We start from the raw sequence: 13,940 nt of genomic DNA, 5'->3' as shown, positions 1-13,940 counted from the left end.
CAACTACGCGGCGGCGCCGCCCGAGCTGGTGCGCCGGGCCCTCGACATCGCGGCCGTCTGCGCGGAGTTCGGTGTCCCGCTGCGGGCGGCCGCGCTGCGCTTCCCGGTCGGGCACCCGTCGGTGGTCTCCGCGGTCGTCGGCGCGGCGAGCCCGGAGGAGGTCCGGGACAACGCCGCGCTCTTCACGTACGAGATCCCCGACGGGCTGTGGAGCGCCCTCGTGGAGCGCGGACTGCTCGACGAGGACATCCCGCTGCCCGCGCCCGTCTGACGCGTCCTACAGCGTGGAGCGCAGCCACTGCTCGACGCTCGCGATGTGCACGGTCGCCCAGGAGCGGGCGGCCTCCGCGTCACGGTCGCGCAGCGCGGACAGGATCGCCTGGTGCTCGTGCAGGGTGCGGCTCACCGCGTCCTGCTGGGTGAGGCCGCGCCAGACGCGGGCCCGGGTGGTCGGCCCGGACAGCCCGTCGAGCAGCGAGCAGAGCACCGAGTTCCCCGACGCCTGCACGATGCCGCGGTGGAACTCCAGGTCGGAGGCGACCAGTTCCTCGACGGAGGGCTCGGGGCCGAGCGCGTCCAGCTTCCCCTGGAGCACGTCGAGTTCCGGCCCCGGGATGCGCAGCGCCGCCATCGCGGTCGCGGCCGGCTCCAGGATCCGCCGGACGGCCAGGAACTCCAGCACGGTGTCGTCGCGGTGGAAGTCCACCACGAAGCTCATCGCCTCCAGCAGCAGCTGTGGATCCAGGCTCGTCACATAGGTGCCGTCGCCCTGCCGCACATCCAGGATCCGGATCAGCGACAGCGCCCGCACCGCCTCGCGCAGCGAATTGCGCGAAAGCCCCAGCTCAGCCGCGAGCTCGCTCTCCTTCGGCAGCCGGTCGCCGGGCCGCAGCGCCCCTGAGACGATCATTTCCTTGATCTTCTCGATCGCCTCGTCGGTGACCGCCATCGCGACCTCCCCCTGTCCTGGTCCCGCTACCCGCCGCCAGACCTCCGATGTATCCGGCCATTATGCCCCCGGACGGGCCGCTGCGCGGACTCCCTGCGCAGACGGTCTCCGGCTCCGGCCTACTCGCCCGCGTAACGGGCCGGGGAGGCGCCCACCGTGGCGGTGAAGTCCCGGGTCAGGTGGGACTGGTCGCTGTAGCCGAGGTCGGCGGCGAGGGCCGCCCAGTCGATGCCCACGCCCTGGTCGGCACGGGCGGCGGCCTCGTGCAGCCGGGCCCGGCGCAGCACCCACTTGGGGCTGGCGCCGACATGTTCGGCGAAGAGCCGCTGGAGTCTGCGGACGGAGATTCCGAGGTCGTCCGCGACCTCGTCGACGCGGAACAGGGAGGGGGAGGCGGTGATCCGCTCCACCATGGCGGCGACCTCCGCCGTGACCGGGTCAGGGGCCGCGTCCGGGCCGGGGAGCAGGCTCAGGAGGAGCGATTCCGCGGTGGCGGTCATGGTGGATACGTCGGACGCCCCGAGGATCGTCCGCTCCGCGGTGGTGACGGCGGGCCCGAACAGCTCCGCGGCGGGCACCGACCGGTCGGTGAGGTCCGCGACCGGCGACCCCAGCAGCGGGCGGAAACCGCCGGGCCGGAACTTGATGCCCAGCACCTGGCCGCGGTCGCGCAACACCCGGGTGAAGACCCCGCGCTGCACCCCGTAGACCGCGGTCTCGGGCTTCTCGAAGACCAGATGCACATTGGGGTGCGAGAGGACCTTCTGCTCGTGCGGCGGCCGGCCGCGCAGATCCCAGCGCACGATCCAGTAGAACTCCACGTACGGGGCGACGGCCTCGGCCGGCTCCTCCCGCAGCAGTTCGAACTGGGTGGCCGCCACGGCGGGACGCAGCACTCCCCGCCCCATCTCCGGGGTCGTCATCCGGCCAGCCTAGGACCTCTGAGCTGTCGCGTTTGTTCAATACGGGCCCCGGCCGCGGATCTACCGTGGGATTCATGAACATTCATCCGCAGCTGGTCCGCAGCGCCGCAGAAGCCGCCCGTATCGCCCGCACCATCACGCCGGAACACCTCACCGCGCCGACCCCGTGCCCGGAGTTCGACGCCCGCACGCTGATCAACCACTGGGTGCTCTACACCTCCCACGGCCTGGAGCACCGCGCCTTGCGCACCACCCTCCCCGAGGAGCTCACCGAGCACGACTTCACCGCGGACCCGGAGTGGGCCGAGGCGTACGCGGCGCAGCTCGACCGCGCGCTCGCCGCCTGGGCCCGGCCCGAGGCGTGGGAGGGCGGTATCGACATGGGCGGGGCCGAGATGCCCGCCGCCGACATCGCCGCGATGCTCCTGCTCGAGCTGGTGCTGCACGGCTGGGACGTCGCGAAGACCGTCGGCCAGGAGTTCCGCACCGACGAGGAGACCGCCGCCGTGGTGCTCGCCGCCGTCGAGCAGCAGGCCGAGATGTACCGCCAGTACAAGGGCTTCGCCGAACCCGTCGAACTCACCGGCCCGGCCACCGATCTCGAACGCGCCCTCGCGCTCTCCGGCCGCGACCCGCATTGGAGCGCATGATCCGCGGACCGGGCGGCGCGACGCGCGAACGGCCGGGCGAACGGGGAATCCCCGCTCACCCGGCCGTTCCGCTGCCGTGTGCCGTGTACCGCCGGACGGATCAGGCCCTTCGGGCCAGCATGTCCTCGACCCGGGTCCTGACGGCCTCGGTGTCCAGACCGCGCACCGTCAGCGTGGTGCGGCGGCGCAGCACGTCGTCGGCCGTCTGGGCCCACTCGTGGTCGCGGGCGTACACGACCTGCGCCCAGATCTCCGGGCCGTCCTCGTGGATCCGCTCACCGAGCGTCGGGTCCTCGTTGACGAGCCGGGCGATGTCGAACGACAGCGACCCGTAGTGGCTCGCGAGGTGACGCGCCGTCAGCGGGTCCATCCGCATGCCCGGGTCGCGGTCCACCAGCAGCCGGTGGGCGACCGCGTTCGGGTTGGCGAGGCCCGGCAGCGGCATCCGCCGGGGGAGCAGCTTCTGCGGCTCCATGTCCTCGCCGAGCGGCCCGCCGGGCAGCTTCGCGAGCTTGTTCATCACCGTGCGGCCGATGTGCCGGTAGGTGGTCCACTTGCCGCCCGCCACCGACAGCATCCCGCCGCGGCCCTCGGAGACGACCGTCTCCCGCTTGGCGGACTCGACGCCGCCGGGCCCGCCCGGCAGCACCCGCAGCCCGGCGAAGGCGTAGGTGATGAGGTCCCGGTCCAGGTGCTCGTCCTTCACGGAGAACGCGGCCTCGTCCAGGATCTGCTGGATGTCGGCCTCGGTCGCCCGGACGTCCGCCGGGTCGCCGGTGTACTCCTCGTCCGTGGTGCCCAGCAGCAGCTGGTCCTCCCACGGCAGGGCGAAGGTGATGCGGTACTTGTCGATCGGGGTGGCCATGGCGGCCTTCCACGGCACCTTCCGCTTCATCACCACATGCGCGCCCTTGGACAGCCGGATGCTGGGCGAGGAGCCCTTGTCCTCCATCGTCCGCAGGTGGTCGACCCACGGCCCGGTGGCGTTGAGCACCAGCCGGGCGCTCACCCCGAACTCCGTCCCGTCCAGCTTGTCGCGCAGCTCCGCGCCGGTGACCTTGCCGTGCGTGAAGCGCAGCCCCGTCACCTCGGCGTGGTTCAGCACCACGGCACCGGACTCCACGGCCGCGCGGACCGTCATGACGGCCATCCGCGAGTCGTTCATCTGGTGGTCGTGGTAGACCGCGACGGCTTTGAGGTTCGCCGTGCGCAGGCCCGGGTTGTCGGCCACGGCCTTCGCCGGGGAGATGACCCGGCCGACACCGTCACCGAAGGCGGACAGCGCCGAGTACGCGAAGACCCCCGCACCGAGCTTGGCGGCGCCGTGCGGGCCGCCCTTGTACACCGGCAGGTAGAACGTGAGCGGGTTGACCAGGTGCGGAGCCACGTCCTTGGCCAGCACCCGCCGCTCGTGGTGGTTCTCGGCGACCAGCTTGACCGAGCCGGTCTGCAGGTAGCGCAGCCCGCCGTGGACGAGCTTGGAGGATGCCGACGAGGTGGCGCCGGCGAAGTCGCCGGCGTCCACCATCGCGACCCGCAGCCCGGACTGCGCGGCGTGCCAGGCGACCGAGGTGCCGAGGATGCCGCCGCCGATCACCAGTAGGTCGTACGTGGCGTGGCTGAGCAGCTCCCTGGTCTCGGATCGGCTGGGGTCGGTGCCGGCGGTCGGGTGCGTCCCGAGGGTGGGGACGCTCTGCAGGGTGGAAGACATTCTGATCAGTTCTCCTCTTCGATCCAGCCCATGGTCCGCTCGACGGCCTTGAGCCAGTTCTTGTACTCGCGGTCGCGCTTGTCCGCGTCCATCCGGGGGGTCCATTCGGCGGCCCGGCGCCAGTTGGCGCGCAGTGCGTCGGTGTCGGGCCAGAAGCCGACGGCGAGACCGGCCGCGTAGGCGGCGCCCAGGCAGGTGGTCTCGGCGACCATCGGACGGACGACGGGGGCGTCCACGAAGTCCGCGATGGTCTGCATCAGCAGGTTGTTGGAGGTCATACCGCCGTCGACCTTGACCGCGGCCAGTTCGACGCCGGAGTCCTTGCTCATCGCGTCGACGATCTCGCGGGTCTGCCAGGCGGTGGCCTCGAGCACCGCGCGGGCCAGGTGCGCCTTGGTGACGTAACGGGTGAGGCCGGCGATCACACCGCGGGCGTCGTCGCGCCAGTACGGGGCGAACAGACCGGAGAAGGCGGGCACGAAGTACGCGCCGCCGTTGTCGTCGACGGAGCTCGCCAGGGTCTCGATCTCGGCGGCGCTCTTGATGATGCCCATCTGGTCGCGCATCCACTGCACCAGCGAGCCGGTGACGGCGATGGAGCCCTCGAGGGCGTAGACGGCCTTCTGGTCACCGATGCGATAGCCGACGGTGGTGAGCAGGCCGTTGTAGGAGTTGACGGCCTTCTCGCCGGTGTTCATCAGCAGGAAGGTGCCGGTGCCGTACGTCGACTTGGCCTCGCCCTCGGCGAAACAGGTCTGGCCGAACAGCGCGGCCTGCTGGTCACCGAGCGCGGAGGCGACCGGCACACCGGCCAGCACGCCGACGGCGGCGGTGCCGTAGACCTCGGAGGAGGACCGGATCTCCGGGAGCATCGACATCGGGACGCCGATGGACTCGCAGATCTTCTCGTCCCACTCCAGGGTGTGCAGGTTCATCAGCATGGTGCGGGAGGCGTTGGTGACGTCCGTGACGTGCACACCGCCGTCCGGGCCACCGGTCAGGTTCCAGATGACCCAGCTGTCCATGGTGCCGAAGAGGATCTCGCCGCGGTCGGCGCGCTCGCGCAGGCCCTCGACGTTGTCCAGCAGCCAGCGGGCCTTCGGGCCGGCGAAGTAGCTCGCCAGCGGCAGGCCGGTCTCGCGGCGGAAGCGGTCCTGGCCGACGTTGCGGCCCAGCTCGCGGCAGAGCGCGTCGGTGCGGGTGTCCTGCCAGACCAGCGCGTTGTGGACCGGCTCGCCGGTGTTCTTGTCCCACAGCAGCGTGGTCTCGCGCTGGTTGGTGATGCCGATGGCCTTGACGTCCTCGGCGGTGATCCCGGCCTTCTCGACGGCACTGGCGACGACTTCCTGGACGTTGGTCCAGATCTCCGCGGCGTCGTGCTCGACCCAGCTGGGCTTCGGGAAGATCTGCTCGTGCTCCTTCTGGTCGACGGAGACGATGCGGCCGTCCCGGTCGAAGACGATGCAACGGCTGGACGTGGTGCCCTGGTCGATCGCGGCGATGAACGGCCCTGCGGTGTGTGCGTCGGTCACGGTGTGCTCCTCAAGGGGTCTGCGTCGGTCGGACAGGAGGGGTTACGCGAAGGCCAGCCGGTAGAGGCCGCCCGCCAGAACGGCACCGACGAGCGGGCCGACGACGGGGATCCAGGCGTAGCCCCAGTCGGAGCCGCCCTTGTTGCGCAGCGGCAGAAGGCTGTGCACGATACGCGGGCCGAGGTCGCGGGCCGGGTTGATCGCGTAGCCGGTGGGCCCTCCGAGTGACAGACCGATGCTGACGACCACCAGAGCGGTGATCAGGGCGCCGGTTCCGGAGAGTGCGAGGCCCGGCGTCAGGCCCTGGGTGAGAACGGCCAGGACGAGAACGGCGGTGCCGATGATCTCGGTGGCGAGGTTCTGCACCGGGTTACGGACCTCAGGCCCGGTGGAGAAGACGCCGAGGACCGGTCCGGCCGGACCGCTGTCCGGTCCGAGCGGCGGTGCCAGCTCGTTGTCGTCCATGTGCGCCTGGAACTGTCCGTAGTAGGCCACCCAGACCAACGCCGCGCCGATCATCGCGCCGAGCATCTGTCCGGCTATGTACAGCGGCACATCGTTCCAGTCGCCCGTCTTGACGGCGATGCCGACGGTGACGGCAGGGTTGAGGTGCGCCCCCGAGAGGCTCGAGGAGATGTACACCGCGGTGAGCACCGCGAAACCCCACCCGAAGGTGATGGCGAGCCATCCCGCGTTGCGGGCCTTGGAGCTCTTGAGCGTGACGGCGGCGCAGACGCCACCGCCCAGCAGGATGAGGACGGCGGTACCGATGGTCTCGCCGAAGAAGATATGGCTGTTGGACACCGCGACTCCCTTGTCTTACGTCCATTCAGGCGGACCGGGTCCCGTCCGGTGTTCGACAATGTCGACCGCCGAACGGCAGTTTTCTCTGCAATATCTTCCTCGTCAAGAGCTTGGGGCTGAGGACTCCGGATCGTGACCCGAGTCCCTAGAACCGTCCGGCGCCGAGGTCGCGCGAGACGGCGCGGGCGCAGTCGCGTACCGCGGCCACCAGTCGCGCCTGGATGTCGCCGTCCTCCTGGCAGACCCGTTCCACGGCCCCGGTGATGCCCACCGCGCCGACCGGCATCCGCCGCCGGTCCAGGATGGGCGCAGCGACCGAGGCCACGCCCTCCCACGTCTCCTCCAGGTCGGACGCCCAGCCCCGGGTCCTGGCGAGCTCCAGCACGTCCTCGAAGCCGGCCGTGTCGGTGATCGTGCGCGGGGTGAGGGCGAGCCGCTCGTTCTCGGCCGCCTCGCTGTGCGCGACCGGGTCGTACGCGGCCAGCACCTTGCCCAGCGCCGAGCTGTGCAGCGGCTGCATGGCACCCACCTCCAGCACCTGCCGGCTGTCGTCCGGGCGGAAGACGTGGTGCACGATCAGCACCCCCGACTGGTGGAGAACCCCCAGGTAGACGGCCTCGCCGCTGGACCTGGCCAGATCGTCGGTCCACACCAGGGCGCGGGCCCGCAACTCGTGCACGTCCAGATAGCTGTTCCCCAGCCGCAGCAGTTCGGCGCCCAGCTGGTACTTGCCCGACGCGGCGTCCTGCTCGACGAAGCCCTCCTGCTGGAGGGTGCGCAGGATGCCGTGCGCGGTCCCCTTGGCGAGGCCCAGGGAGGAGGAGATGTCGGAGAGGCCCAGCCGGCGCTCACCGCCGGCCAGCAACCGTAGGATCGCGGCTGCCCTCGCCAGCGACTGAATCGGTCCGGGCATCCGCCAACCTCCGCAAGCCGTTCGACATTGTCGAACCCCATAGTCTCAGAGAAGATTCTGACACCTTCGTCCACCCCTCGGAACTCTTTCGAGGCCCGCGCACCGCGCCCGCTACCCTGGCCAGGCACGTAAAGCCGACAGCCGTCGCACTCCTGGGAGTACATCCATGGCCCCGCAGTCGTCCTCCACCCTCGCCAGCCAAGCCCGAGCCGACGCACTGCGTCAGGCGTTCGCCACCCGAGTGGTGGTGGCCGACGGTGCGATGGGCACCATGCTCCAGGCCCAGGACCCCTCGCTCGAGGACTTCCAGGACCTGGAAGGCTGCAACGAGATCCTGAATGTCACGCGGCCGGACATCGTGCGGTCGGTGCACGAGGAGTATTTCGCCGCAGGTGTCGACTGCGTCGAGACCAACACCTTCGGCACCAACCTCGCCGCGCTCGGTGAGTACGACATTCCCGAGCGCATCTTCGAACTCGCCGAAGCCGGCGCCCGGCTGGCCCGCGAGGTGGCGGACGGTTTCGCCACGCCCGACCGGCCGCGCTGGGTGCTCGGCTCCGTCGGCCCCGGCACGAAGCTCCCGACCCTCGGCCACGCCCCGTACGCCGCCCTGCGCGACGCGTACGAGGAGAACGTGGCGGGCCTGATCGCGGGCGGCGCGGACGCGATCCTGGTGGAGACCACCCAGGACCTGCTGCAGACCAAGGCCTCGGTCGTCGGTGCCCGCCGCGCCCTCAAGGCGGCCGGCTTCAGCCTCCCGATCATCTGCTCCGTGACCGTCGAGACGACGGGCACGATGTTGCTGGGTTCCGAGATCGGTGCGGCGCTGACGGCGCTGGAGCCGCTCGGTATCGACATGATCGGGCTGAACTGTGCCACCGGCCCCGCCGAGATGAGCGAGCACCTGCGCTACCTGGCCCGGCACGCGCGGACCCAGGTCTCCTGCATGCCGAACGCCGGTCTGCCGGTGCTGGGCAAGGACGGTGCGCACTACCCGCTGTCGCCGGTGGAGCTCGCCGACGCGCACGAGACGTTCGTGCGGGAGTACGGGCTGTCCCTGGTCGGCGGCTGCTGCGGCACCACCCCCGAGCACCTGCGCCAGGTCGTGGACCGCGTCCGGGGCCTGGACCTGTCACCCCGCAGCCCGCGCCCCGAGCCGGGCGCCGCCTCGCTCTACCAGACCGTCCCGTTCCGGCAGGACACCTCGTACCTCGCCATCGGTGAGCGGACGAACGCCAACGGGTCGAAGAAGTTCCGTGAGGCCATGCTCGAAGGGCGCTGGGACGACTGCGTCGAGATGGCCCGCGACCAGATCCGCGAAGGCGCGCACCTGCTCGACCTGTGTGTCGACTACGTCGGCCGCGACGGCGCCGCGGACATGGCCGAAGTCGCCGGCCGCTTCGCGACCGCCTCCACGCTCCCCATCGTGCTGGACTCCACCGAGGTCCCGGTGCTGCGCGCCGGACTGGAGAAGCTCGGCGGCCGGGCCGTCATCAACTCCGTCAACTACGAGGACGGCGACGGTCCCGAGTCCCGCTTCGCGCAGATCACGACGCTGGCGGCCGAGCACGGTGCCGCGCTGATCGCGCTGACGATCGACGAGGAGGGCCAGGCCCGCACGCCCGAGCACAAGGTCGCCATCGCCGAGCGGCTCATCGAGGACCTGACCACCAACTGGGGCATCCTCGAATCGGACATCCTCGTCGACTGTCTGACCTTCACGATCGCCACCGGCCAGGAGGAGTCCCGCAAGGACGGCGTCGCCACCATCGAGGCGATCCGCGAGCTCAAGCGCCGCCACCCGCTGGTGCAGACGACCCTCGGCTTGTCGAACATCTCCTTCGGCCTCAACCCCGCCGCCCGTGTCGTGCTGAACTCGGTCTTCCTCAACGAGTGCGTGGACGCCGGCCTGGACTCCGCGATCGTGCACGCCAGCAAGATCCTCCCGATCGCGCGCCTCACCGAGGAGCAGCGCGATGTGGCCCTGGACCTGATCTACGACCGGCGCAGCGAGGGCTACGACCCCCTGCAGAAGTTCCTCGAGCTCTTCGAGGGCGTCGACATGAAGTCCGTCAAGGCCGGCCGCGCGGAGGAACTGGCCGCGCTGCCGCTCGACGAGCGCCTGCAGCGGCGGATCATCGACGGCGAGAAGAACGGCCTGGACCGCGACCTGGACGAGGCGCTCACGACCCGTCCCGCGCTGGCGATCGTCAACGACACCCTGCTGGAAGGCATGAAGGTCGTGGGCGAGCTGTTCGGCTCCGGCCAGATGCAGCTGCCGTTCGTGCTGCAGTCCGCCGAGGTCATGAAGACCGCGGTCGCCTACCTCGAACCGCACATGGAGAAGTCCGACGCCGACGGCAAGGGCACCATCGTGCTGGCCACGGTCCGTGGCGACGTTCATGACATCGGTAAGAACCTGGTCGACATCATCCTGTCGAACAACGGTTACAACGTGGTGAATCTGGGGATCAAGCAGCCGGTGGCGGCGATCCTGGACGCGGCGACCGAGCACAAGGCCGACGTGATCGGCATGTCGGGACTCCTGGTGAAGTCCACCGTGATCATGAAGGAGAACCTGCAGGAGCTCAACCAGCGCAAGATGGCCGCCGACTACCCCGTCATTCTGGGTGGCGCAGCATTGACCCGCGCGTATGTGGAGCAGGACCTGCACGAGATCTACGAGGGCGAGGTCCGCTACGCGCGGGACGCGTTCGAAGGCCTGCGGCTGATGGACGCGCTGATCGCCGTCAAGCGCGGCGTCCCCGGCGCCGTCCTGCCGGAGCTCAAGCAGCGCCGGGTGGCCAAGCGCGCCAGCGTCGTGGAGGAGGAGCCCGAGATCAACCTCGGGCAGATCCGCTCGGACGTGGCCGTGGACAACCCGATCCCGACGCCGCCGTTCTGGGGCAGCCGCGTCATCAAGGGCATCCCGCTCAAGGACTACGCGTCCTGGGTCGACGAGGGCGCGCTCTTCAAGGGCCAGTGGGGCCTGAAGGAGGCCCGCGCGGGCGGAGCGACGTACGAGGAGCTGGTGGAGACCGAGGGCCGGCCCCGGCTGCGCGGCCTGCTGGACCGGCTGCAGACCGACGGCCTGCTGGAAGCGGCCGTGGTCTACGGCTACTACCCGTGCGTCTCCAAGGGGGACGACCTGATCCTGCTCAACGACGACGGCAGCGAGCGCACCCGCTTCACCTTCCCGCGCCAGCGCCGGGGCCGCCGGCTGTGCCTGGCGGACTTCTTCCGCCCGGAGGACTCCGGCGAGATCGACGTCGTGGGTCTGCAGGTCGTGACGGTCGGCAACCGGATCGGGGAGGCGACGGCCGAGCTGTTCGCCGCCAACGCCTACCGTGAGTACATGGAGCTGCACGGACTGTCCGTCCAGCTCGCCGAGGCCATGGCCGAGTACTGGCACGCCCGGGTCCGCAGCGAGCTGGGCTTCGCCGGTGAGGACCCGAACGAGGTCGAGGACATGTTCGCCCTGAAGTACCGGGGCGCGCGCTTCTCGCTCGGCTACGGGGCCTGCCCCGAGCTGGAGGACCGGGCGAAGATCGCCGAGCTGCTGGAGCCCGAGCGGATCGGCGTGAAGCTGTCCGAGGAGTTCCAGCTGCACCCGGAGCAGTCCACCGACGCGATCGTCATTCACCACCCCGAGGCGAAGTACTTCAACGCCCGCTAAGCGTTCGCCAGCGACCCGACGTACACTGGACGGTCCGGCACAGGCCGGTCGCCGCACTCCGATCAGGAGTGTGTCGCGACCGGCCTTTGTGCCCCCCTGGCCCAGCTGAGGAGTGGTGCGCATGACCAGTAGCATTCCCGCCGTCGACACCCGTCCGGCCCAAGGCCGCGGGCTGCACGCCGTGCTCCTCGACATGGACGGCACCCTGGTCGACACCGAGGACATCTGGTGGGCCGCCGAGGTGGAGGTCTTCGCGGCCCTGGGCCACGCCCTGGACGGCGCACACCGTGCGATCGTGGTCGGCGGCCCGATGGCCCGCAGTCTGGGCCACCTGATGGCCGTCACGGGCACCGAGGTCACGCTGCCCGAGCTGTCCGCCGCGATCAACGCGCGCTTCGTCGAGCTGATCGCCCGGGGCGTGCCGCTGATGCCCGGCGCCCGGCGGCTGCTGACGGAGCTGGCGGCGCACCAGGTGCCCACCGCGCTGGTGTCCGCCTCGCACCGGCACATCATCGACTCGGTGCTGCGCACGCTCGGCGCGGAGCATTTCGCGTTCACCCTCGCCGGCGACGAGGTCGCCCGCACCAAGCCGTTCCCGGATCCGTATCTGCTCGCGGCCGCCCGGCTCGGCGCGGAGCCCGCCCGGTGCGTGGTCGTGGAGGACACCCCGACCGGGGTCGCCTCCGCCGAGGCGGCGGGCTGCCAGGTGGTCGCGGTGCCCTCGATCGTCCCGATCGAGGCGGCTCCGGGCCGCACGGTGGTGGGCTCGCTGGAGCAGCTGAGCGTGCCTTTTCTGCGCTCTCTGAATGCGACTGTTCACTGAGCGTATGCCGCTGAATAGCTTGGAAACTCTGGGCGCCCGGCTGCTCATTCCGCGTCACGAATGCGCTGGCTGAATTCCGCCCCGCTCCAATTTTTGGTCACGTGATTTTTGTCACCCCTCAGTTGGTCGACAGGTACGGACGCGCATGATCCGTTTGCGTGAAACGGGGCAACAAACGCGACGTTGTGTCCGGGTTGCGACACAGAGGGGCGGATCGTTCCATCGTCCGCATATCGGTACCTGCAGTGCCGTTATCGGGATGTGATTTTGCCTCAACTTCTCCGTGTTCTGGGCAAGGAGAGCGTTCCCACTAGTGTCCTGACTGGTCAATGCCGAATCGAGTGATCGGCATTTGAGCAAGGGGAATCACTAGATGTCACGTACTAAGCGTGTCGTCGCCGCAGCTGCCGTGGCCTTCCTGGCCGTCGGTGTGACCGCGTGCGGTGGCAACAAGGACAATTCGGCGTCCGGCAGCAAGGGCGCCGTCATCGTCGGGACCATCGACTCGGTGTCGTCACTCGACCCCGCAGGAGCGTACGACTACGGCTCCTGGGAGGTCATCGACAGCGTTTACCAGAAGGTGATGCGCTTCCCGACGGGCGGCACCAAGCCTGAGCCGGACGCCGCCAAGTCGTGTGCTTTCACCGACCCGAAGACCTACGCCTGCACCCTGCAGTCCGGTCTTCAGTTCTCCAACGGTGACAAGCTGACCTCGGCCAGCGTCAAGTTCTCGTTCGACCGCATGCTGAAGATCGCGGACCCGAACGGGCCGTCCAGCCTCTTCGGCACGCTGGAGTCGACCGAGGCCAAGGGCGCGGACCAGGTGATCTTTCACCTGAAGAGCGCCGACTCCACCTTCCCGTCGGTCCTCGCCACCGACGCCGGTGCGATCGTCGACGAGAAGACCTTCCCGGCCGACAAGCTCCTCGCGGGCACCAAGGTGATCGGCTCCGGCCCGTACACCCTGGACAAGTACACCGCGAAGCAGCAGGCGTCCTTCAAGGTCAACGCGAAGTACAGCGGCCCGGTCAAGGCGCAGAACAGCCAGTTCGTTCTGCAGTACTTCGCCGAGGCGTCCGCGCTGAAGGCGGCCGTCAAGGACGGCACCGTCAACGCGGCCTTCCGCACCCTGTCGCCCACCGACACCGCCGACCTGAAGAAGACCCAGGGCGTCAAGGTCGTCGAGGGCACGGGCACCGAGAAGCGCTACTTCGTCTTCCACGCGAAGGTGAAGCCGTCGGACCAGAAGGCGGTCCGCCAGGCCGTCGCGCAGGTCATCGACCGCGAGGGCATCGCGAAGGACGCCTACAACGGCACCGTCGCCCCGCTCTACTCGATGGTCGGCAACGGCATCGACGGTCACACCGACGCGTTCAAGGACAAGTACGGCGCTCCGGACAAGGCCAAGGCCGCCGCGATCCTGCAGGCCGCCGGCATCACCGCCCCGGTCGCGCTGTCCTACACCTGGACGCCGAGCCACTACGGTGCCGCGGCTGCCGACGAGGCCACCGCGATCAAGCGTCAGCTGGACGCCTCCGGCCTGTTCAACGTCAAGTTGAGCTCGACCGAGTGGCAGCAGTACCAGAAGGACGAGAAGGCGGGCAGCTACGCCTCGTACATGATCGGCTGGTTCCCTGACCTGCCGGACGCCGACAACGACGTGTCGCCGTTCCTCAGCAAGTCGCCGTTCCTGGGCACGGGTTACGACAACCCGGCGATCCAGGCGCTGCTGGTCAAGGAGCAGGGCTCCAACGACCCCAAGGTGCGCAACGAGGCCTTCGCCGAGATCCAGAAGATCGTCGCCGAGGACGCCCCGATCATCCCGGTCTGGCAGGGCAAGCAGACCGCTGTCGTGCGTGACGGTGTGACCGGCGTGGACAAGGCGCTGGACCCGACGATGTTCCGCTTCTACGAACTCTCGACGGGCAAGTGACGGCCGGCCCGCCCCCCCGCGGGGGA

Annotated in this window: 10 protein-coding genes and 1 pseudogene; 5 read left to right on the top strand and 6 right to left on the bottom strand. The window is 69.7% G+C overall.

The features are described from left to right. Positions 1 to 271: pseudogene (locus tag O3W51_RS23335) on the top strand (aldo/keto reductase); the annotation flags it as partial. Positions 272 to 277: 6 nt separating this feature from the next. On the opposite strand, the gene O3W51_RS23330 reads toward O3W51_RS23335, so the two are convergent. Together O3W51_RS23330 and O3W51_RS23325 are read right to left on the bottom strand one after the other, a co-directional pair. Next, complete coding sequence (locus O3W51_RS23330; RefSeq protein ID WP_138354790.1) at positions 278 to 949, bottom strand: FadR/GntR family transcriptional regulator; 672 nt, start codon at positions 947 to 949, stop codon at positions 278 to 280. Positions 950 to 1,068: 119 nt separating this feature from the next. Continuing rightward, on the bottom strand, positions 1,069 to 1,872 hold the full coding sequence (locus O3W51_RS23325; protein ID WP_198359255.1) for a helix-turn-helix domain-containing protein: 804 nt from the start codon (positions 1,870 to 1,872) through the stop codon (positions 1,069 to 1,071). A 74-nt stretch (positions 1,873 to 1,946) separates the two neighbouring features. Here O3W51_RS23325 and O3W51_RS23320 point away from each other — a divergent pair, with 74 nt between their 5' ends. Beyond that, positions 1,947 to 2,522: a TIGR03086 family metal-binding protein gene (locus tag O3W51_RS23320; RefSeq protein WP_138354791.1), complete on the top strand. Its 576-nt coding sequence runs from the start codon at positions 1,947 to 1,949 to the stop codon at positions 2,520 to 2,522. A 100-nt stretch (positions 2,523 to 2,622) separates the two neighbouring features. Here the strand turns inward: O3W51_RS23320 and O3W51_RS23315 are convergent, their stop codons facing one another. The 4 genes from O3W51_RS23315 to O3W51_RS23300 all read right to left on the bottom strand — a co-directional run bounded on the left by O3W51_RS23315 (position 2,623) and on the right by O3W51_RS23300 (position 7,482). Then, complete coding sequence (locus O3W51_RS23315; protein ID WP_138354792.1) at positions 2,623 to 4,233, bottom strand: glycerol-3-phosphate dehydrogenase/oxidase; 1,611 nt, start codon at positions 4,231 to 4,233, stop codon at positions 2,623 to 2,625. 5 nt (positions 4,234 to 4,238) lie between these two features. Further along, complete coding sequence (gene glpK, locus O3W51_RS23310; protein ID WP_138354793.1) at positions 4,239 to 5,765, bottom strand: glycerol kinase GlpK; 1,527 nt, start codon at positions 5,763 to 5,765, stop codon at positions 4,239 to 4,241. Between the two features lie 42 nt (positions 5,766 to 5,807). Beyond that, a complete protein-coding gene (locus O3W51_RS23305) occupies positions 5,808 to 6,569 on the bottom strand; it encodes an MIP/aquaporin family protein (RefSeq protein ID WP_138354794.1) in 762 nt (253 codons plus the stop codon). 145 nt (positions 6,570 to 6,714) lie between these two features. Next, the gene (locus O3W51_RS23300; RefSeq protein ID WP_138354795.1) at positions 6,715 to 7,482 is read right to left on the bottom strand and encodes an IclR family transcriptional regulator; all 768 of its coding nucleotides are present in this window, start codon (positions 7,480 to 7,482) and stop codon (positions 6,715 to 6,717) included. 166 nt (positions 7,483 to 7,648) lie between these two features. Here O3W51_RS23300 and metH point away from each other — a divergent pair, with 166 nt between their 5' ends. From metH to O3W51_RS23285, 3 genes are all read left to right on the top strand, one after another. Continuing rightward, on the top strand, positions 7,649 to 11,158 hold the full coding sequence (gene metH, locus O3W51_RS23295) for a methionine synthase (RefSeq protein ID WP_138354796.1): 3,510 nt from the start codon (positions 7,649 to 7,651) through the stop codon (positions 11,156 to 11,158). A 121-nt stretch (positions 11,159 to 11,279) separates the two neighbouring features. Beyond that, positions 11,280 to 11,981: an HAD family hydrolase gene (locus O3W51_RS23290; protein WP_138354797.1), complete on the top strand. Its 702-nt coding sequence runs from the start codon at positions 11,280 to 11,282 to the stop codon at positions 11,979 to 11,981. A 373-nt stretch (positions 11,982 to 12,354) separates the two neighbouring features. Continuing rightward, positions 12,355 to 13,914 (top strand): ABC transporter substrate-binding protein, encoded by a 1,560-nt coding sequence (locus O3W51_RS23285; protein ID WP_138354798.1) that lies wholly within the window; start codon positions 12,355 to 12,357, stop codon positions 13,912 to 13,914. Positions 13,915 to 13,940 lie beyond the last annotated feature (26 nt).

The sequence above is a fragment of the Streptomyces sp. H39-C1 genome, assembly GCF_027158125.1.
Taxonomy (GTDB): Bacteria; Actinomycetota; Actinomycetes; order Streptomycetales; family Streptomycetaceae; genus Actinacidiphila; species Actinacidiphila fildesensis.
This window is presented reverse-complemented; position numbering and strand designations above follow the sequence as displayed.